Raw genomic sequence first — 20,104 nt, forward strand, 5'->3', positions numbered from 1 at the left:
TCACATACTTATGTATGCTCCTAGCGACTTATTCACTTGTCGCCTAGTTGTAACTTGAATTATTTAGAGTAAAAATACTTGGCATACTTCAAGCTATTTAGAGTATGTAATCTAATGAAAAGGCTATATTTTTAATATAGCCTTTTTTGTTTCTTTATTTGGTTGAGTGTTTGTACTTAAAAAAGCTCGGTAAGAGACTCAATTTTTTTGTTAAATGCCCTTTGCATATCCCTAATATCCTACCGAAAAACCCTTCTTCATTCGGAATTACTCTTTTTTTTTTCTGTTAACATGACGCCTGTTTTTACACTTATTCATAAATATATGTAAAATTTTTTATAGTTTTATTTGTTGTTTTTAGAATAAAATTATTAGGATTAGTCTTTATTTGCTATTTTTTGCTTTATTTAATATTAATAGCTTATTAGTGTAATAACTTAATTTGTTAAATTTTTGTAATGCTTCATAAAAATAAAGATATTAAAACACACACATTTCCTAACTCAGTTATTGTGATTAAGGGGAGAGCAATGAAACAATATAAAACGTTTAAGTTAGCATTATTCATGTCCATGGGGCTTGCTTTTGTCAGTATGGGAGCATCAGCTGAAGTATCATGGTATAGCGAAATTAATAGTGGAACGAATAATACAGGTTACGCTATCAGCGATACGGCTATTTCTACAAAAATTAAAGATACATTATTGCCAATCGAAAGCATTGATAGTGAATCACTTTCTATTCGTACAGAATTTGGTCATGTATCTGTGACAGGCTTTGTTAAGAATAAAGAACAAGAAGCGCAAATTATGCAAATTATTGAAAAAGTAGAAGGCGTGAAAAGTGTTGATTTTTCAGTAAATACTCGTTCCTAAATTAAAGTTTGTTTTTTTTTATTTGTATGAATACGTAAAAAGAATGACGCCGAAAAAATGTGAGGGTATCCTTTGTTAAGTTGTGTAAAGGAGACATTATGGGGAAGTATGTACCTGTCACATTAAATAATATTACAGCACTCGAATTTCAATCATCTTTACCACAAGGTAAAGTCGCTTTAGTCTGTGAAGGTGGAGGTCAACGTGGGATCTTTACCGCAGGTGTTCTTGATGAATTTATGCGTTCACAATTCGATCCCTTCGATATTTTGCTTGGGGTGTCTGCGGGTGCACAAAATTTATCCGCTTTTGCCTGTGGTCAGCGTGGCTATGCACGTAAAATTATTAATCGTTATACAACTAATAATCAATTTTTTAATCCCATCCGATTTGTTCGTGGTGGTAATTTATTAGATTTAGATTGGTATATAGAAACGACAGCAAAAGAAATGCCTCTTGATATGCCAACGGCATTACGGCGTTTTGATACTGGCCGTGAATTTTATATGGTAGCCAGTCGTTCTGATAATTTCCAAGCAAATTATTTTCAACCAGATGAGCCAACTTGGCTTGATATCATCAAAGCATCTAGTGCAATTCCTGCTTTTTATCGTAATGGTGTTTTATTCCATGATGTTGTCTATCATGACGGCGGGATAAGTGATGCTATTCCAGTCAGGGAAGCTTATCGGCGGGGGTGTCGTACTATTGTTGTTGTGCGCACGGTTCCTTCTGAATATCAATATACAACTGAGTGGGTCGATCGCATGGGTAAATGGTTCGAAAATAGCCGTTTGCAACGTTTTATGGCGATGGCTCAAGTTCATATTGAAACCTATACCGAAACACTTAAATTTATTCAATCGCCTCCAGAAGATGTTGTGGTTATCGAAATCTATCCACCAACGACATTACAATCGAGTGCATTAGGTAGTCGTTTAAATGCATTAAATCATGATTATCATGTAGGTAGACGCTGTGGACGCTATTTTTTAGCGACAATAGGTCAGCATTTTTCTAAGAAAAAATTCAAACAGCATGATAAAAAAATCTTTAGCTTATTTGAGCAAGAAGCAAAGGCAGACAAAGCGGAGGATGCTTCTATTATTCAACAAGGAACAAGAAGTGTGCACCCTGATGTAAGGCAGGTTTAATAATGAATAAATTTATTGATACTCACTGTCATTTTGATTTTCCTGTTTTTTATAATGATATTGCGAATAGCTTATCTTTAGCGAATCAAGCGCAAGTTAAAAAAATCATTATTCCTGCCGTTGCTCGTTGGAATTTTGATGTAGTGACTGAGTTATCAAATGAATATCCTCAATTACATAGCGCATTAGGATTACATCCTTTATATATTGAAGAGCATACTGAGCAACATCTTATTGAATTGGAAGAGAAATTAAAAATAGCTCCTCGTTGTGTTGCTGTTGGGGAAATTGGTCTGGATGACTATATGGATAACCCGCAACCAGAAAAGCAGGAACACTTTTTAATTGCACAACTTAAATTAGCAGCTAAGTTTGATTTACCCGTTATTTTACACTCACGTAAAACTCACGATAAGTTAAGCGCGCTGTTACGTCGTTATGATGTTCCTCGTAAAGGGGTGGTACACGGTTTTGCTGGAAGCCAACAACAAGCTGAAAATTTTATTCAGCAAGGCTATTTTATTGGTGTTGGTGGTACGATTACTTATGAACGAGCACAAAAGACACGACGAGCAATTGCTTCATTGCCACTCGAATCGCTATTACTAGAAACAGATGCTCCCGATATGCCAGTGAGTGGTTTCCAAGGTGAGCCTAATCGACCTGAGCGTATTCAATCTGTTTTTTCCCAACTCTGTGAGCTACGTCAAGAACCCTCTGAGGTAATTGCACAGCAACTCTATCTTAATAGCCTACAATTATTTCGGTTAAAAGATAATGCCTAGTTGTTGAATTGAATTCATCTCAATTTAATCTTATTTATATAAATAAGGTGTTTATTTAACTTTATTGTTTAAGATTGAATACAAGAATTGTTAATCATATGATGTTTTCCTTTTATTCAGCCTATTCAATAAATGCGTTTTTCTCTCTTTTTGTGTGATCCACTTCTCATTTGTGACCTTTTTGTTACTTTTTTCAGATCCTATTTGTGATGGATGTTGAGGGTTCTTTTCTTAGACTAGGTATAATTATCCGGCAAAAAGAGTCAATAAGCTCTGACTAGAGCGTTATTGATAATCCATTAAATTTTTATATGAACAGGGATCCTTCAATGCAACTCATTATGAGCTTGGTCGGAATGGTAACATTAATTTTGATAGCCATTCTGTTTTCCAGCAATCGACGTGCAATTAGACTACGTACAGTTGGTGGCGCATTCCTTATTCAGATTGGCTTAGGTGCATTTGTTCTTTATTCCGACGGTGGTCGCGAGGTACTTCTTGCGGTTTCTGATGGTGTTAAGAATGTAATTGATTACGGCAATAACGGGATGAGTTTCCTATTTGCAGGCCTAGTATCAGATAAAATGTTCGAGTTGTTTGGTGGTGGCGGTTTCGTATTCGCCCTGCGCGTACTGCCTGTTATCGTATTCTTCTCTTCACTCATTGCAGTGCTGTATTATCTTGGCATTATGCAAATAGTCATTAAAATTCTCGGTGGTGGTTTACAAAAAGTACTTGGCACATCACGAACAGAATCTATGTCTGCCACTGCAAATATTTTCGTTGGACAAACAGAAGCCCCACTGGTTGTTCGTCCTTATATTGCAAGAATGACAACCTCTGAACTCTTTGCTGTTATGTGTGGTGGTTTAGCCTCTGTTGCGGGTTCAGTACTTGCTGGATATGCCAGCATGGGTGTGCCGTTAGAGTATTTGATCACAGCATCCTTTATGGCGGCTCCGGGTGGTTTACTCTTTGCTAAATTGTTGATCCCTGAAACAGAAACGCCAGACGATCAAAAAGACGCGCTTGATAAAATGGCAGATGACGAAAAGCCTGCGAATATTATCGATGCCGCAGCTGCGGGCGCATCTTCTGGTCTACAGCTTGCTCTGAACGTAGGTGCCATGTTGCTGGCTTTTGTTGCCTTGATTGCATTAGTTAATGGTATTCTTGGTGGTATTGGTGGCTGGTTTGGCTATGAGAATTTCTCATTAGAACTCGTGCTAGGTTGGGTGTTTGCACCAATTGCCTTCCTGATTGGTGTACCTTGGAGTGAAGCAACCATTGCAGGCTCATTTATTGGACAAAAAATTGTTATCAATGAGTTTTATGCTTACTCTGAATTTAGTAAATACCTAAAAGAAGATGCATTAGTCGCAGGTTCTGGATTAGTGGTGTTATCTGCTCAAACGAAGGTTATTATCTCCTTTGCGTTATGTGGTTTTGCTAACCTCTCTTCTGTTGCCGTACTACTCGGTGGTTTAGGTGGAATGGCGCCAAACCGTCGTAAAGATGTGGCTCGTTTAGGAATGAAAGCCGTACTAGCTGGTACACTCTCTAACTTAATGAGTGCAACAATTGCTGGATTCTTCTTTGCATTAACGGCAATGGCAGTTGTTGCCGCTTAATTGATTTAATTGTAAAGAGCAGATGGGTATTTTACCTATCTGCTCTTTTATGTTTGTTTTCTGCTGTAATGTTAACTACTTTTATTGTGTGAGATATTTCGCAGATTGTATTGAATATGGTCAAAAAGGTTGTCATTTAATGCGTATCACACTTTTTTTGCGTTATAAAGACGACTTAAAAACGGTATTCAAGTAACATTAAACCAGAAAATGACCTAACTGTGACATTTATCACACTTTTATGTCATTGCTTGCAAGTTACATTTGATTAGTGTGACGCAAAGCACATCTAATTGTTCCTTAGCGTGTTCAAATAAGATGTGCTGAAACTTCATGGAATGGCGAAGGCTCAATGACGGGTCGCCGAAGTGAGCATAGCGCGGTGAGAGGGAGCTCAGCTGTCGTTGTAGCACTAGTTACAACAACATCTTCAAGGAACCAAGTCCGCTCGCCAACAAATTTAATCGCTAACCTTAAGCGTATGCCCAAAAGGGCTTAAGAAACATCGTTGGAGAGTTTTATGACAGATTTAACCGCTGCAGCGCGCCTTGCGCTGTCTTTGATGGATTTAACTACATTAAATGATGATGACACTGATGCAAAAGTGACTGCGTTATGTCATCAGGCTAAAAGCCCAGAAGGCAATACAGCCGCTATTTGTATCTACCCACGCTTTATTCCGTTAGCACGTAAAGTGTTACGTGAGCAGGGTACTCCAGAAGTCCGTATCGCAACCGTAACTAACTTCCCTCATGGTAATGATGATTTAGATATCGCATTAGCAGAAACCAATGCGGCATTAGCTTATGGCGCAGATGAGGTTGATGTAGTTTTCCCTTACCGTGCACTAATGGCAGGTAACGAGCAAATCGGTTTTGATATCGTTAAAGCATGTAAAGAAGCTTGCGCAGAAGCAGGTTCTTTATTGAAAGTCATCATTGAAACGGGTGAACTAAAAGATCCAGCTCTTATCCGCAAAGCCTCTGAAATTTCAATCAAAGCGGGTGCTGACTTTATTAAAACTTCCACAGGTAAAGTACCTGTAAATGCAACACTGGAAAGCGCTGAGTTAATGATCCAAGTGATCCACGATATGGGTGTTGGCAAAGAAGTTGGTTTTAAACCTGCAGGTGGTGTTCGTACCGCTGAAGAAGCTGCTCAATATCTAGCATTAGCTAACCGCATTATGGGTGACAACTGGGTTGATGCCCGTCACTTTCGTTTTGGTGCATCAAGCTTGTTAGGTAATTTACTAGCCACTTTAGGTCATGGCGAGCAAAAATCGTCTAGTGGTTACTAATCCATTCGTGTAATACGCCCACGTTTTATTGTGGGCGTTATCAATGCTATAAAACCAGGAGGTTGCAGTGTTTCTTGCCCAAGAGATTATTCGTAAAAAACGTGATGGTCATCCTTTAACAGAGGAAGAAATTCGTTTTTTCATTAACGGTGTCAGAGATAATACTGTTTCTGAAGGTCAAATTGCTGCATTAGCAATGACTATTTATTTCCACGATATGACCATGCCTGAGCGTGTTGCTCTGACATTAGCCATGCGTGATTCCGGTACAGTATTGAACTGGAAAAGCCTAAATTTAAACGGTCCAATTGTTGATAAACATTCAACAGGTGGTGTGGGTGATGTCACGTCACTGATGTTAGGGCCAATGGTTGCCGCGTGTGGCGGTTATGTTCCTATGATTTCAGGTCGTGGATTAGGTCATACAGGTGGAACATTAGATAAACTCGAAGCTATCCCAGGTTTCGATATTTTCCCTGATGATGAGAAATTTCGCGATATTATTCGTAACGTGGGTGTTGCTATTATCGGACAGACTAACTCATTAGCACCTGCTGATAAACGCTTTTATGCTACCCGTGATATTACTGCTACAGTTGATTCAATCCCTCTTATCACAGCCTCTATTTTAGGTAAGAAATTAGCCGAAGGCTTAGATGCATTAGTGATGGACGTTAAAGTGGGATCGGGTGCCTTTATGCCAACTTATCAGAAATCTGAAGAGCTGGCTGAGTCTATTGTTCAAGTAGCAAATGGCGCAGGCTGTCAAACTACGGCACTGTTAACGGATATGAATGAAGTTCTAGCTTCTAGCGCAGGTAATGCCGTCGAAGTTCGTGAAGCAGTTCAATTCTTAACAGGTGAATACCGTAACCCTCGTCTATTTGAAGTCACTATGGCGTTGTGTGTTGAAATGTTAGTATCAGGCCGTTTAGCGGACTCACGTCAACAAGCTCGTCAAAAACTGCAAGATGTGTTGGATAACGGTAAAGCGGCAGAAGTCTTTGGTCGTATGGTTGCAGCACAGAAAGGCCCATCTGATTTTGTTGAAAACTACAATAAATACCTGCCAACTGCGGTATTAAGTAAACCTGTATTTGCTGAGAAAACTGGGTTTATCACAGAAATGGATACGCGTGCATTAGGTATGTCTGTTGTGACATTAGGTGGTGGTCGTCGTAAAGCCACTGATGCAATTGATTATAGTGTGGGATTAAGCGACATCGTAGCGCTTGGTGCTGAAATCAACACAGACACTCCGTTAGCGATGATCCATGCTAACAGTGAAAAATCATGGCAAGAAGCTGCGGCTGAAGTCCGTAAAGCGATGGTAATTGGTGATAGTAAACGTGAAGCCTCACCAATGGTGTACCGTCAAATCAGCGAATAAGAACTCAATTACGATTTATAAGTGACATATCCGTGGTCTACGGAGAATGACACAGGAGAGAGAATTATGAAACGTGTACATATCATGGTATTAGATTCCTTCGGTATCGGTGCTGCCGGCGATGCAGAGAAATTCGGTGATCAAGGTTCAGATACTTTAGGGCATATCGCACAAGCGTTTGCTGACGGTAAAGCAGATAAAGAAGGTCGTAAAGGCCCACTTCATTTGCCAAATCTTTGCCGTTTAGGTTTAGGTAAAGCCGCTGAAGAATCAACAGGTAAATTCCCTATTGGTTTAGATAAAAACGCAGATATCATCGGTGCTTATGGCTACGCGAGTGAAATCTCTTCTGGTAAAGATACTCCGTCAGGCCACTGGGAAATTGCGGGTGTTCCTGTGCTTTTTGATTGGGGATACTTTAAAGAGCTGAAAAACTCATTCCCACAAGAACTGCTAGAAAATATCGTTAAACGTGCAAAATTACCGGGGTACTTAGGTAACTGTCACGCGTCTGGTACGGTTATTTTGGATGAGCTTGGCGAAGAACACATGAAAACCGGCAAACCGATTTTCTATACTTCTGCTGACTCTGTATTCCAAATTGCATGTCATGAAGAAACTTACGGTTTAGACGAATTATATGAGCTGTGTGAAATTGCTCGTGATGAACTAAACAAAGGGGATTACAACATTGGTCGTGTTATTGCGCGTCCATTTATTGGTGATAAACCAGGTAATTTCGCCCGTACAGGTAACCGTCATGATTTAGCAGTAGAACCACCAGCACCAACTATGTTGAAAAAACTGGTTGATGAAAAACAAGGCCATGTTGTTTCTATCGGTAAAATTGCTGACATCTACGCAAACGTAGGTATCACTAAAAAAGTGAAAGCAACAGGTATTGATGCACTGTTTGATGCAACACTTGAAGAAATGAAACTTGCGGGCGATAACACAATCGTCTTCACCAACTTTGTTGACTTCGACTCCTCTTATGGCCACCGTCGTGATGTTGTTGGTTATGGTGAAGCACTGGAATTATTCGACCGTCGCTTACCTGAATTAATGGAGCTGGTAAAAGAAGATGACATTCTTATCTTAACAGCAGACCACGGTTGTGACCCAACTTGGCCAGGTTCTGATCATACTCGTGAGCACATTCCTGTTCTGGTTTATGGTCCTAAAGTTAAACCGGGTTCATTAGGTCATCGTGAAACCTTCGCTGACATCGGCCAAACTGTTGTGAAATACTTCGGTTTATCACCGGTCGATTATGGTAAAGCAATGTTTTAATTTAATTTCGGTAGGTATAGCAATATGCCTACCGAATGATATTTGAATAGTAAAAAGATCAATTAAAAGGAAGAATTATGGCTACCCCTCATATTAACGCAGAAATGGGCGATTTTGCTGATGTCGTTTTAATGCCGGGCGACCCGCTTCGTGCTAAATACATCGCTGAAACTTTTTTACAAGATGTCCGTCAAGTAAACAATGTTCGTGGTATGTTAGGTTTTACAGGTACGTATAAAGGCCGTAAAGTTTCTGTAATGGGCCACGGTATGGGTATTCCTTCCTGCTCAATTTACGCTAAAGAATTAATTACTGATTTTGGCGTAAAAGTGATTATTCGTGTAGGTTCATGTGGTGCCGTATTACCAGATGTTGAATTACGTGATGTTGTTATCGGTATGGGTGCATGTACAGACTCTAAAGTTAACCGTCTACGTTTCAAAGACCAAGATTTCGCAGCTATTGCAGATTACCAATTAGTTCAAAATGCTGTTGATGCAGCAAAAGCGAAAGACATTAAAGTTCGCGTAGGTAATATCTTCTCTGCTGATCTGTTCTATTCTCCAGATCCAGAAATGTTTGATGTAATGGAAAAATACGGCATTCTAGGTGTTGAAATGGAAGCTGCTGGTATCTATGGTGTTGCAGCTGAATACGGCGCAAGAGCACTGACTATCTGTACTGTATCTGACCACATTAAAAAAGGTACACAAACTACAGCAGAAGAACGCCAAACTACCTTTAACGAAATGATTGAAATTGCATTAGAATCTGTTCTGTTATTAGAAGACTAATCAATATATTTCGTTGCTTAAAAATAATAAAAACCCAATTTAAAATTGGGTTTTTTTATGTCTAATTAATAAAGCTAGAAACTATGGAGCATAAATATAGGTTTCTAAGTAAGGGTCCATTTTGATGGAATAATCTTTGATATTATCCAGACTTGGTGTTAATGGCTCTTTACACTCTTTCTTACTGATAATGTTATTGTCTTTATAAACAATAATACCGTTAAAATTCCAGCCTCTTCCTTCGCCGTCATAAACGACGTAGCTATAGTTTCCATTCTTAAAACGAACATAAGTCGATGCCCCTGCAACAAACATCTGATGTCCATAAAAGACGTTATTATTGGGTTGCTGAGGTACTGGTAGTGTGATCTCTGTTTTAGCTAGTGTTCCATAGCGATACACTGGGGGCTTTCCATATTCAGCGAATACACTGACATACTTACCATTTTCAAGTTGGCAGGTAAATTCTTCAGCATAGACACTCGCGGATAATAATACGAATACAGCAGCAACAGCGATATGTGCTTTCATATTGTGTTCTCCGTTAATTACCTACTCTATTACTTTAAGTATCGGCAAAGAACACAAAATATGTAGAGTAAATATTCTGATTATTTAGCATAGTTACTATTTTCACTTTGACTGATATTTTCATCATTTACAGTATTATTCACTGTGATGATTTCATGTTTTATATTTTCATTAATGATTATCTTCTGAGTTAACCTTAACCCATATTTTATACCTAATAATGGTTAAAATTAGAATTTATTAGCTAATTATAAAAAATTTACTAGTGTTTTAGTCTTATTTTGTCTGTATTGATTAAATTAAATGTAATTTAGTGGGGGGTAATTGCGGAAATAACAGATTAATTCAATTAATTAAATAAAGAGTTCAACAATATCATATGGTTAGAAAGGGATTGCTGTATTTTGATTATATTTCAAATAGTTACTAATATTGGTAGTGGTTATTTCTGTTTATAGTCCTATTTTTACTGTGATGTCAGTCACATAAGTAGATATATGAAAAAATAGCCACTGTAAATTTAACTTTCCGTGGTAATTTATTTATTTGATATTTAATGAAAATTTATTTATTAAATGGCTTTCCATGTGATCATCGTTATCGCATGGAACACTAACTAATTTAATACGAAAATGTATAGTATTGCTATACAGTTTATTTAAGTTATTGTCGGTTTCTATTTGGAGAATATAGTGAAAAATCAAGATTTATTAGGTCTATCTTCTGCTAACATTCTAAATGCGGAATTTGAGAAGAAATACCACGACGTTATTGCTCACTTTTTCAGCCGAGATCCGAAATATTGGCCGATATTTCAGGATAAAACCATTCAATCGATTACACAATTTAGAAAAACAACGACTAATGATAATGACCAATTGCAACGTTATTCTAATGGGTCACAATTATTTGAACGTTTAATGGCAGATACACAAATTCAGCAAAATATTAATTACCCTGAAAACGATCCTAATGAATTGCTGATGTTAGTTTCAACGTTATGTAAAAACTGGGAAAACCCATTAGCTGTTGAAAACGTTATTGCAATGCCGAGTGATCCAGGTGTTTATGGTTCAATCTTGGGGTTAATGGGCAACCCTAACATGGTGTATTGTGAATATTCAGGTGTCGCTGATGCGTTAGAAAAAGTGACGATTAAAAAAGTTGCCAAATTGGTTGGTTACGATCCTGACGTTGCGTCAGGTGTGTTCACTCAAGGTGGCACCATGTGTAACTTATATGGTTATCTATTTGGTTTACGTAAATCTATGCCTAATTCTAAGCATTTAGGTATGGCAGCAGATCAAGATTATCGCATCATTAACTCTCAAGGTGGTCACTACTCAAACATGACTAACCTTGCGCTGTTAGGTGTTGATGTTGATAACAAAACCATCCGTATTAAAGTGTCTGAAGATAACACCATTAATTTAGAGCACTTAGAGCGTGAATTGAGAGCGTGCTTTACTGTTAAATGCAAAGTACCAACTATCATGTTAACCACAGGAACAACAGACACCTTCGGTGTGGATGATGTGAAAGGGGTTTGTGAGTTACGTGACCGTTTATGTGAAGAGTTCGAGATCCCTGTTAAGCCTCACGTACACGTTGATGCTGCTGTTGGTTGGCCGATTATCTTCTTCTTAGAATATGATTTTAACAGTAACCCGCTGGCAATTAATGATGTCACCTTAGAAGGTTTACGTCAGAACGTAGAGAAATTTAAGCATCTGAAATATGCCGACTCTATTACTATCGACTTCCATAAATGGGGCTATGTGCCTTATACCTCAAGTTTAGTATTAGTGAAAAATGGCAATGACTTTGTGGCACTGGAAAACGATCCAGAAAACTTCACCTATTTTGAGCACGAATTAGAAGGGCAGACTCACTTACAATCCACTATTGAATGTACACGTAGTGGTGTGGGTATCTTTGGTGCTTATTCTGCAATGCACTATATGGGGATTGAAGGTTACCAAACCATCATTGCTCACTGTTTGCAAAACGCGAACTACATGCGCCATCAGTTGTTAGAGATGGGTAATGCAAAAGTTATCGTTCCTCAAAACCAAGGTCCAAGTGTTGGTTTTAAACTGTATGATCCAAACTTAGTGAAAGATCCTAATGTTGCCTTTGATTTAGAGTTAACGTGCTCTACAGATAAAGAAGCATATGACTTTATGGTTCATAACACACAATGGCATAGAAAACTTTTCTTACAACGTGGTAGAGAAGGATTATTTACTAACTGGGTAGATTCTATTGCCTGCTCGAAATATGCGAAAAATAACCGTTACGTTTACCTTCCAGGTGAAAAAGCGGTATTTATGAATCCAAATACGGAACGTACACATATTGATAATTTTATGAAAATATTAACCGAAATGAGTCAAAATATGAGCTCAAAAAAGGTTGCGAAAATCTAATTAAATCATTGTCTGATTAAATAAAATAAACTGTACTTTAATCGAGGAAACTCATATTAAGGTACAGTTTTTGAGTTATATGATAGTTGCAAATTATCTGAGCTGGCTATCTTTACTACCACGACGATTATATCCACTAAAGGCATTATTCTTTTTATCAATTGCCTCTTGGCAATTTAAACAATAACGTACACCTGGCACCGCTTTTTGACGAGCAAGGGAGATTGGCTCACCGCACTCATCACAAAATTCTGCACTTTCACCTTGCGCCATTTGATTGCGAGCTCTTGCAATTGCATCATCAATGGTGGCATCTATTTGCTCTTGAACAGCACTATCATTAGCCCATCCACTTGCCATCATATTCTCCTATTTTAACAGTGAATATAAATACTATTATTAGGGCGATGGCGAAAAAATCAACACAAGAAAAAGGAAAATAGACCTTAATTTATTACAATAGAAATAAAAACCCCCCCATAAAGAGGGGGAAAATATCAGAGGCATAATATGTCGTTGTTATTGTTTTTGTTCTCTAATAAACAGAGAAACCATAAAGAAGAGGGCGACGAATACGATAATTAGGTTAAAGCCAACAGAAACATTATAGCTTTCTGAAACCTGACCGATTAATGAACCGGCTAAAGCACCACCCAATCCTGAAGCAACATAAATAAGTCCCATCACGGAGCCACTTTTACTGGTTAATTTTGTAGCAACTGCTGCGGCTGTTGGAAATAGAACAGATAATGCAAAACCAAATACCATAAACAGATAAACAACATCTTGCACGAAGATACGGCTAACAATAATGGCAATAAGCGAGAACAGAGAAAATAAAATCAATGTTTTGCGATCACCCAATGCAAGGTTAATAAAGCCACCAATAAAGCGACCGATAGTAAATAAAAAAGCAAAACTAGAAATCACATAAGCGGCGGTTTCTGCTTTTTGCGCATTACTCATATTCCCGATATCCATAGAGGTATAGAAAATAGGGAAGAAGTTTAAAAACGCGGCTTCGGCTGCTACATATAAAGTGATAAATAAAATAACCAGTAACAGTGATTTTTGTGTCAGTAGCTCTAAAAAGTCACTAAATTTCATATCGACTTGTGCGCTACTTTCTATTTTTAAGGTGCTTAATACTAAAATAATCACAGCAACAATAACGGCAACACCCACATAAAAAGTACGCCATGAAATAGAGTGTGAAAATAGGTATTGTAAAATTAGCGGAGTGACAATCATCCCTACGCCAAACATTGCATTGGAGACGTTAAACATCATGCCCGCTTTCTCTTTATAGAAAGTCGGAATAACGGTAACGATAGAGACAAGCATTGAGCCAATACCTAATCCAATAACCAGATAAAAGCCAAAAAATAGCATCACATTAAAAGCAAGGCTGGTTCCTGTTAAACCAACAGCCATCATCAGTGAGCCAATAAACATCATGACTTTTAACCCTTTCTTATCGGTAAAATAACCCGTTAATAAACTGGCAATTAAAAAACCGATTTGGAAAAAGGTAATTAATGAGCCAACTTGGCTCATATTTAATGAAATATCATGTTGAACTTGTTCGAGAATAAGCCCTTTTGTATTTTGAATGCCACCGAGTAAAAACATCGTGACAAACAGAAGGAAAAAGACTTTCCATTTTTGTTGTTTAGCCATAATTTTATCCTGATTTTCCACGGTGTATTATTATTTAATCATGTTGTTATAGGAGTTATTATTAGGTGTGTTGTGTTTACCAATTGCATCAAATAATTCTTGAGTAGCCCATCCATAGCAATAATAAAGTAAGTCATCACAGGCACTTTCTTCTGCTGCAATAACGGCTTCGATTAATTGAGAGGCAGGTAAATTCCACATTTGAATACCACTATAAATAAAGGTATTTGGCTGTGAAAGCTGGCGAACTTTATTATTTTGTTCAGCAACAAAGTGAATAGGAAAACCTTGCTGTTTAAAGGTTTCGTATGAAATATCATAAGGTAATTCAAATAAGCGTTTGAACGCAGTAAATGCACGTTCTTGGCTTTCGCTATCATGGGCAAAATGATTAATTAACCCTTGAACATCTGCACCTCCCCCTAATTTATGATAAGGGAAATGTTTGAGTGTCGAAGAATAACGGGTTAATTCATGATAATTTTGACCTAAGATCCAACTATAAGCTGGTGGCCATAGATCAAGCCATAACGTAATACCACCCGCAGTTTGTTTTGCATCAGACAGTAATTTTTCAACTAATTGAGTCACGCTTTGTTGGCGAAATGTTTGCCACGCTTTTAACAAAGGCTCTTCTTTTAATGCGGTAACAGGTGTTTCGAAATCCCCTTGTTTCAATGAATCAGCTAAAGCTGCGAGACGATGTTTGATTTCGTTAATAGGCAAACCTTGCTGTACCATTTTCTTTTCACAGTGAGGGCAAAAACAAGTAAATAATCCTGCGGGATTCACTTCTTTACCTGCCCAATCAGGGAAACGAATTCGGTCAATTAAAAAGGTGTCGTAACCGTAGTTTTGTTTTAATGCGGTGAATGTCTTTTGCCATAATTGAGCGACATCAGGAGCGTTAGGGCAGAGCCAATGTGCTTGTGGACGACCTTTAAAATCCACAACCTGATTGCTTTCTACATCTCCAGCGAAATCGCCATTAAGAATATTAGCCCATGGAATGACTTTATATTTTCCACCATCAGTGGCTTTTTTTATTGTCATTAGCGGATCGGCACCCGCTAAAATGGTGGGATCAACACGTTGGTTCAGACGAGGGAAATCGGTATGAGTGTTGATGTGTAGTGTACCTGTTCCCATAACCATATTATGAATAGGGTTATGAGGTAAATCACCAACAGGGTAAGGGTTACGTTCAAAAATGGTATTAATTTCGACAAATAAATGCTCGACATGCTTCATGCCATCAAGGCGTTGAAGTATAGCGGACATACCTTCGTCTAAAATATCATGTGGGTGAAGATGTATTCCTGCCATGAGTTGCTCCCATCTCGTTTAGGTACTTTTTTATTAGGGTTATCTCAGTTGGATCTCGGGCATAAATTGAATTGATGGATAAACCGTAGCCAAGGCAAGAATGGCAATGCCATAAAGCGGGCCTTTTTCCCATAATTCAGACAGCTCGATATTCACTTTGGTGTTAGCAAATAAATGTCTATCTAGATTTGCCTGAACACGCGGTAAAAAGGTGTCAGCAGAGCGAGTGATCCCGCCTGTTAATACCACTTTTTCCAGATTTGCAATGGCGACTAAGTTCATAATGCCAATAGCAAGATAATCTGCCATTTCCTCAACTAAGGATTGAGCCAGAGGATCACCTTGTTGTGAGGCTTGAATAATCTCAATAGCACTAAGATTTTCTCCTCGTAAGCTCGCTATACGTTCACTTAAACCTGAGCCAGAACAGAAACTCTCAAAGCATCCTTTATTGCGCCAGTTTCTAAAGAGGTGCTCACGAGCAAACATCATATAGCCGATTTCACCGGCAGCATTGTTTGCGCCACGAATAACTTTTCCATCCATCAGTAAAGCGGAGCCTAAACCCGTACCGATACCAATCAGCGCACAACTGTGCGTATGACGGCATCGGCCTTTCCACATTTCACCCACAAGAGCCGCACGAATATCATTTTCGAGTACAACGGGTACATTGAGTTTTTCTGTAAGTTGTTGTGCTAAAGGCAAATTATCCCATTGAGGTAAATTAGGAGAGCCTTCTAGTACAACACCATTTTTGATATCGATGATCCCTGGTGTGGCGACACCGATAACATTGATCTTTTGGCGATCTATGCCGCTTTTTTCGATCACATTTTCAATACTTTGTGCAAATTGCGTAATAAAGTGATCACGATCGTCAGTATCAAAGGTTGGCTCTTGATATTCATACAACAATTCGGCATCTAAGTTAAAAACCGCATAGGCGATTTTGGTTCCGCCTAAATCAATGCTGACACCTAAACTGTGTTGAGGATCGAAGTTAACTAAAATACCTTTTCTGCCTTGTCCTGCTGGCGAACTGACACCGCTTTCATAAACGATTTTTTCTTCAAGGAGATCGTTAATAATTTCAGACACTGTCGCTTTTGTAATCCCGCTAATTTTGGCTATCTGAGCCCGTGACAAAGGACCTTGATGACGAATGACATTTAATACAAGCGAGGCATTCATTTGCCGTAATGTATTGGGTACGTTCGGTGTCACGTTACTACTCCATTTGTTTAGAAACAAAACTAAAAGATGTTTTTTTTATATAAAATCGTCTGTGTTTGATAGTTATGCACCGTTTTATTTACTTTGTAAAGTATATTAAGACTAATTAGTTTAGAAACCATCCTAAATGCGTTTGTGATCACAATTTGATGAGTCTGATTTGTACAATCAGATCTTCTAAAAGATCTTCAATGTATATATTCGTTGCACATATTCTTAGAGCAATAAAACGACTAGAATGAAATCAATATCTATTGAACTAAAGAGAAAATTAGCATGAAAAAAGGAATGTTATTAAAAGGGTTAATAGGGATGTTACTGCTACTCCCACTTTATTCACAGGCAGTAACATTAAGTGGTTATCTTGAGGTAAAACGATTATTAGCCTTAGACCATCCTTCTAATAAACAACTAGAATCGGTGACACAAGCGTATCTAAACGGTATTGCAAATGGATTTAATTTTTATGCTGTTGCCGTAAAAATTGAAAATCAAAATAACGATGATTTTCGTCCTCTTTATTGCCCACCTCCGAAAGTAGAACAAAATGGCGATTTTATGGTTAAGCACATTGATGCTTATTTAGATAAAAATCCTGAAGTGAAGAAAAAACAAAAAGAAACGCCGTTGGAGTTAATTTATATTTTGGCATTACAAGATGCCTATCCTTGCCATGTTGATGGAAGTCTCTAAACGAAAAATAGCCACAGTCCCTGTGGCTAAAATGATTTTGGTGTGCTCTTTTTCTTGTTATTTACTTCAGGTTGCCTCTCTCATAAGCCCCTTGATGGAAGACACTCAAGCAGTTGCTGCTTCAACTTGTTTTACAGGAACAAGATGACAACAATCGCTTTCACCGGTTTTTTCAAAGGTTGATAAACGAGTGATCAAGAGTGAATTCATGTCTGTTAATAATCCCTCTGCTTGCAGTTTTTGCATGATGCTTTCATCGCAGTCATTGTTGTTTTTACGTTGATAAGCCACAGGCGTTACACCACGTAATACAGTCAATTGACCAGCAAGTGCTGGATTATCTGTTAATGCATATACGTTGTTATTTGGCATAAAACGTGACAATAAGGTCACTGATTTACCATTTTCCGTTAGTGCGGCAACACTTAAATGTTTGTCATCATGGAAGGCAGTTGTCGCGGCTGCCAAAGCAATCCAACGGCCTGTTTGTGAGTAATAAGACGGTGATTGCCATGGGTTTTCAGCATTAGCAGCAAAAGAGCGTTCGGCTCCTTCAGCAACACGTGCCATTGCACTAACTGCTTCAACAGGATATTTTCCTGCCGCAGTTTCAGCGGAAAGCATCACAGCATCAGTGCCATCACCAACGGCATTCGCGATATCCATCACTTCGGCACGAGTTGGCATAGGGCTTTCAATCATCGATTCCATCATTTGGGTTGCAGTAATAACTGGGCAGCCTAATGCGCGACAACGTGCAATGAGTTGTTTTTGTGCGCCTGGTAAGCTGGCATCACCAATTTCAACTGCGAGATCGCCTCGTGCTACCATAATGACATCAGATGCTTTAATAATGTCATCCATATTTTCTTCACACGAAACCACTTCTGCGCGCTCAACTTTAGCAACGATTTTGGCGTGACTTCCTGCTGCGATCACTAAATTACGGGCATATTCAATATCCGCACCATTGCGTGGGAATGAAACGGCAATGTAATCTGCTTGAATAGCGGCTGCTGTGTGTATGTCTTGTTTGTCTTTCTCTGTTAATGCAGGTGCAGATAAACCACCACCGAGTAAGTTAATCCCTTTACGGTTAGATAATTTTCCACCAACAGTAACGACTGTTTCTATTTTATTATTATTTACGGTACTGACTTGTAATTGAATATTGCCATCATCAAGTAACAGAATATTCCCTGGTGTGACTTCCTGAACAAGTTGTGGGTAATCCAATCCCACTTGTTGCTCGTCGCCTAATGTGCTGTCTAAATCTGCATTTAGAATAAAGCTATCGCCTTGTTTTAATTGAATTGAATCATTTTTAAAGTTAGCGATGCGGATCTTCGGGCCTTGCAGGTCAGCTAAGATCCCGATAAATACACGATGTTTTTCTGCGACCTGACGGATAGTTGCGGCAGTGGCCTGATGCTGTTCGCGTGTGCCATGTGAAAAGTTTAAACGAAATACGTTAGCACCCGCCATAATCAGCTTTTCAATCATCTGTTCTGAACAGCTAGCTGGGCCAAGAGTCGCAACAATTTTTGTCTTACGCATAATGACATTCTCTTTTTAAAGAGGGATACCCAACGGTATCCCTTGATGACAACTTAATTAATTCATTAATCCATGGTAACTTTTTTCGCATTCCAGACTAGCGTCGCTAAAATCATGGAAACGATGGCAGAACCTATCCAGAAATACTGTACTGTGGTGAAGTCGTAGTTAGTGACATCTCCAACTTGAGTGACTTTGATCAGTGATGCTGAAATCAGTTCTTGCGCTGATGCTGCAATGTAAGCGAACAGTCCGATAAAGCCTTTTACTGCACCTACTGCGTTTTTCGGCATCAGGTCACAAGCGGTCAAACCTGCTAAGAAAACAACCAGACCACCCATTGCAAAACCAACCATACTTAATGCAACAGCATCCATAACACGGCTTTGTGGACCCCAGAACATCAGTGCAAAACCAGCGATGTTGGCGATACCATAAATGAGTGTTGGAATATGACGGTTAGCGTTAAACAGTTTGTCAGAAGCCATACCCGCTAAGATTGCGCCGAAGAAACCAGCAATAGGGTAAGTAGACATGGCGAAACCAGCATCAATCAGTGAGTAACCTTTTGAACCTTGTAGGTAAAGAACGGCCCATGAACTGATTGCGTAGCGAGAGATATACATAGCCGCACATGCTGCTGCAATGATCCACACTGTTGGTTGTTTTAATACGAATAACTGAGCGCGACGAGTTTCTTTAGGATCACTTGATTTAACCGCTTCTGACTCTTCGCCATACGCAGTTGCTGGATCAGGTAAACCATAAGTACGAGGACGGTCTTTTAAGATCATCAGTAAAATGATACCTGCCGCAATACCTGCGATACCCGCACCGATAAAACCTGCACGCCAGCCGAAGAAGCTCACTATGGTTGCAGTCAAGATCCACGTAATTGCTTCACCGATATTACGCGAGCCACCCCAGATGGAATAAACCGTACCGCGTTGTTTTGGTGAGAACCATTGGAAGATAGAGACACAAGAAGGTGCTGAACCCACAGATTGGAACCAGCCGTTAATACCCCATAACAGGATAAAGAACAGGCTCGCCGTTGACATTCCCATGAAGATACAAACAAAGGAAGAGGCAATCAACGAGATGGACATAAAGCGTCCAATGTTGGCATAATCTGACAAGAAGCCGTTAGAGAACTTACCAAATGCATAGGTAAAGAAGAACGCAGAACCCATTAAACCCAGTTCAGCGGTGGTTACGATACCTGCATCCAGCATAGGTTTTTTCACCACACCGAGTGCCATACGAACCACATAGAACATGGCATAACCAAGAACAAGACCAAAGAAGACCTGCCATTGGTGCTTTTTATATATTGCGCGGATCTTTTCACTTGACGCTTCTATTAGCGGCAGATCCTTTCTGGTTTTAAAGAAACTTAGCATAGAGATGACTCCGAATATTATTCATGT

Annotated in this window: 17 protein-coding genes; 10 read left to right on the plus strand and 7 right to left on the minus strand. The window is 38.9% G+C overall.

Going from position 1 to position 20,104, the window contains the following annotated elements; translation table 11 throughout:
- Positions 1-566: 566 nt before the first annotated feature.
- The 8 genes from ABN217_RS10785 to deoD all read left to right on the plus strand — a co-directional run bounded on the left by ABN217_RS10785 (position 567) and on the right by deoD (position 9,222).
- A complete protein-coding gene (locus tag ABN217_RS10785; RefSeq protein ID WP_255297126.1) occupies positions 567-875 on the plus strand; it encodes a BON domain-containing protein in 309 nt (102 codons plus the stop codon).
- Positions 876-973: 98 nt separating this feature from the next.
- Positions 974-2,029, plus strand: a complete 1,056-nt coding sequence (locus ABN217_RS10790) for a patatin-like phospholipase family protein (protein ID WP_072069005.1) — start codon at positions 974-976, stop codon at positions 2,027-2,029.
- Positions 2,030-2,031: 2 nt separating this feature from the next.
- A complete protein-coding gene (locus ABN217_RS10795; protein WP_349439847.1) occupies positions 2,032-2,814 on the plus strand; it encodes a TatD family hydrolase in 783 nt (260 codons plus the stop codon).
- Positions 2,815-3,143: 329 nt separating this feature from the next.
- Positions 3,144-4,445, plus strand: coding sequence for a NupC/NupG family nucleoside CNT transporter (locus ABN217_RS10800; protein WP_115350218.1), 1,302 nt, complete (start codon positions 3,144-3,146; stop codon positions 4,443-4,445).
- A 520-nt stretch (positions 4,446-4,965) separates the two neighbouring features.
- Entirely contained in the window at positions 4,966-5,745 is a 780-nt protein-coding gene (gene deoC / locus ABN217_RS10805; RefSeq protein ID WP_072069002.1) for a deoxyribose-phosphate aldolase, read from the plus strand.
- Between the two features lie 67 nt (positions 5,746-5,812).
- On the plus strand, positions 5,813-7,135 hold the full coding sequence (gene deoA, locus ABN217_RS10810; RefSeq protein ID WP_072069001.1) for a thymidine phosphorylase: 1,323 nt from the start codon (positions 5,813-5,815) through the stop codon (positions 7,133-7,135).
- Positions 7,136-7,201: 66 nt separating this feature from the next.
- The gene (gene deoB / locus ABN217_RS10815) at positions 7,202-8,428 is read left to right on the plus strand and encodes a phosphopentomutase (RefSeq protein ID WP_072069000.1); all 1,227 of its coding nucleotides are present in this window, start codon (positions 7,202-7,204) and stop codon (positions 8,426-8,428) included.
- A gap of 77 nt (positions 8,429-8,505) precedes the next feature.
- Positions 8,506-9,222: a purine-nucleoside phosphorylase gene (gene deoD, locus ABN217_RS10820; RefSeq protein ID WP_069369718.1), complete on the plus strand. Its 717-nt coding sequence runs from the start codon at positions 8,506-8,508 to the stop codon at positions 9,220-9,222.
- A gap of 81 nt (positions 9,223-9,303) precedes the next feature.
- Here the strand turns inward: deoD and ABN217_RS10825 are convergent, their stop codons facing one another.
- Positions 9,304-9,753: a hypothetical protein gene (locus ABN217_RS10825; RefSeq protein ID WP_349459391.1), complete on the minus strand. Its 450-nt coding sequence runs from the start codon at positions 9,751-9,753 to the stop codon at positions 9,304-9,306.
- Positions 9,754-10,445: 692 nt separating this feature from the next.
- On the opposite strand from ABN217_RS10825, the gene ABN217_RS10830 reads away from it, so the two are divergent.
- On the plus strand, positions 10,446-12,182 hold the full coding sequence (locus ABN217_RS10830; protein ID WP_349459392.1) for a pyridoxal phosphate-dependent decarboxylase family protein: 1,737 nt from the start codon (positions 10,446-10,448) through the stop codon (positions 12,180-12,182).
- A 93-nt stretch (positions 12,183-12,275) separates the two neighbouring features.
- Here ABN217_RS10830 and ABN217_RS10835 read toward each other — a convergent pair whose 3' ends face one another.
- The 4 genes from ABN217_RS10835 to ABN217_RS10850 all read right to left on the minus strand — a co-directional run bounded on the left by ABN217_RS10835 (position 12,276) and on the right by ABN217_RS10850 (position 16,415).
- Complete coding sequence (locus tag ABN217_RS10835) at positions 12,276-12,542, minus strand: DksA/TraR family C4-type zinc finger protein (RefSeq protein WP_349459393.1); 267 nt, start codon at positions 12,540-12,542, stop codon at positions 12,276-12,278.
- 159 nt (positions 12,543-12,701) lie between these two features.
- Complete coding sequence (locus tag ABN217_RS10840; protein ID WP_349459394.1) at positions 12,702-13,862, minus strand: MFS transporter; 1,161 nt, start codon at positions 13,860-13,862, stop codon at positions 12,702-12,704.
- A 30-nt stretch (positions 13,863-13,892) separates the two neighbouring features.
- On the minus strand, positions 13,893-15,188 hold the full coding sequence (locus ABN217_RS10845) for a hypothetical protein (protein ID WP_349459395.1): 1,296 nt from the start codon (positions 15,186-15,188) through the stop codon (positions 13,893-13,895).
- A gap of 39 nt (positions 15,189-15,227) precedes the next feature.
- Complete coding sequence (locus tag ABN217_RS10850; protein WP_231619356.1) at positions 15,228-16,415, minus strand: ROK family transcriptional regulator; 1,188 nt, start codon at positions 16,413-16,415, stop codon at positions 15,228-15,230.
- Positions 16,416-16,700: 285 nt separating this feature from the next.
- Here ABN217_RS10850 and ABN217_RS10855 point away from each other — a divergent pair, with 285 nt between their 5' ends.
- Positions 16,701-17,117 (plus strand): Rap1a family protein, encoded by a 417-nt coding sequence (locus ABN217_RS10855; RefSeq protein ID WP_072068995.1) that lies wholly within the window; start codon positions 16,701-16,703, stop codon positions 17,115-17,117.
- Between the two features lie 105 nt (positions 17,118-17,222).
- Here the strand turns inward: ABN217_RS10855 and pyk are convergent, their stop codons facing one another.
- Entirely contained in the window at positions 17,223-18,674 is a 1,452-nt protein-coding gene (pyk, locus tag ABN217_RS10860) for a pyruvate kinase (protein WP_284551146.1), read from the minus strand.
- Between the two features lie 65 nt (positions 18,675-18,739).
- A complete protein-coding gene (locus ABN217_RS10865) occupies positions 18,740-20,077 on the minus strand; it encodes an MFS transporter (protein WP_196554848.1) in 1,338 nt (445 codons plus the stop codon).
- Positions 20,078-20,104 lie beyond the last annotated feature (27 nt).

The organism is Proteus sp. fly-1067, from assembly GCF_040139345.1.
GTDB classification, from domain to species: domain Bacteria; phylum Pseudomonadota; class Gammaproteobacteria; order Enterobacterales; family Enterobacteriaceae; genus Proteus; species Proteus vulgaris_B.

Bases quoted from the DNA above. Each gene is read 5' to 3' on its own strand.
- ABN217_RS10785 (WP_255297126.1), top strand. From the start codon at position 567: ATGTCCATGGGGCTTGCTTTTGTCAGTATGGGAGCATCAGCTGAAGTA.
- ABN217_RS10790 (WP_072069005.1), top strand. From the start codon at position 974: ATGGGGAAGTATGTACCTGTCACATTAAATAATATTACAGCACTCGAA.
- ABN217_RS10795 (WP_349439847.1), top strand. From the start codon at position 2,032: ATGAATAAATTTATTGATACTCACTGTCATTTTGATTTTCCTGTTTTT.
- ABN217_RS10800 (WP_115350218.1), top strand. From the start codon at position 3,144: ATGCAACTCATTATGAGCTTGGTCGGAATGGTAACATTAATTTTGATA.
- deoC (WP_072069002.1), top strand. From the start codon at position 4,966: ATGACAGATTTAACCGCTGCAGCGCGCCTTGCGCTGTCTTTGATGGAT.
- deoB (WP_072069000.1), top strand. From the start codon at position 7,202: ATGAAACGTGTACATATCATGGTATTAGATTCCTTCGGTATCGGTGCT.
- deoD (WP_069369718.1), top strand. From the start codon at position 8,506: ATGGCTACCCCTCATATTAACGCAGAAATGGGCGATTTTGCTGATGTC.
- ABN217_RS10825 (WP_349459391.1), bottom strand. From the start codon at position 9,753: ATGAAAGCACATATCGCTGTTGCTGCTGTATTCGTATTATTATCCGCG.
- ABN217_RS10835 (WP_349459393.1), bottom strand. From the start codon at position 12,542: ATGGCAAGTGGATGGGCTAATGATAGTGCTGTTCAAGAGCAAATAGAT.
- ABN217_RS10840 (WP_349459394.1), bottom strand. From the start codon at position 13,862: ATGGCTAAACAACAAAAATGGAAAGTCTTTTTCCTTCTGTTTGTCACG.
- ABN217_RS10845 (WP_349459395.1), bottom strand. From the start codon at position 15,188: ATGGCAGGAATACATCTTCACCCACATGATATTTTAGACGAAGGTATG.
- ABN217_RS10855 (WP_072068995.1), top strand. From the start codon at position 16,701: ATGAAAAAAGGAATGTTATTAAAAGGGTTAATAGGGATGTTACTGCTA.
- pyk (WP_284551146.1), bottom strand. From the start codon at position 18,674: ATGCGTAAGACAAAAATTGTTGCGACTCTTGGCCCAGCTAGCTGTTCA.
- ABN217_RS10865 (WP_196554848.1), bottom strand. From the start codon at position 20,077: ATGCTAAGTTTCTTTAAAACCAGAAAGGATCTGCCGCTAATAGAAGCG.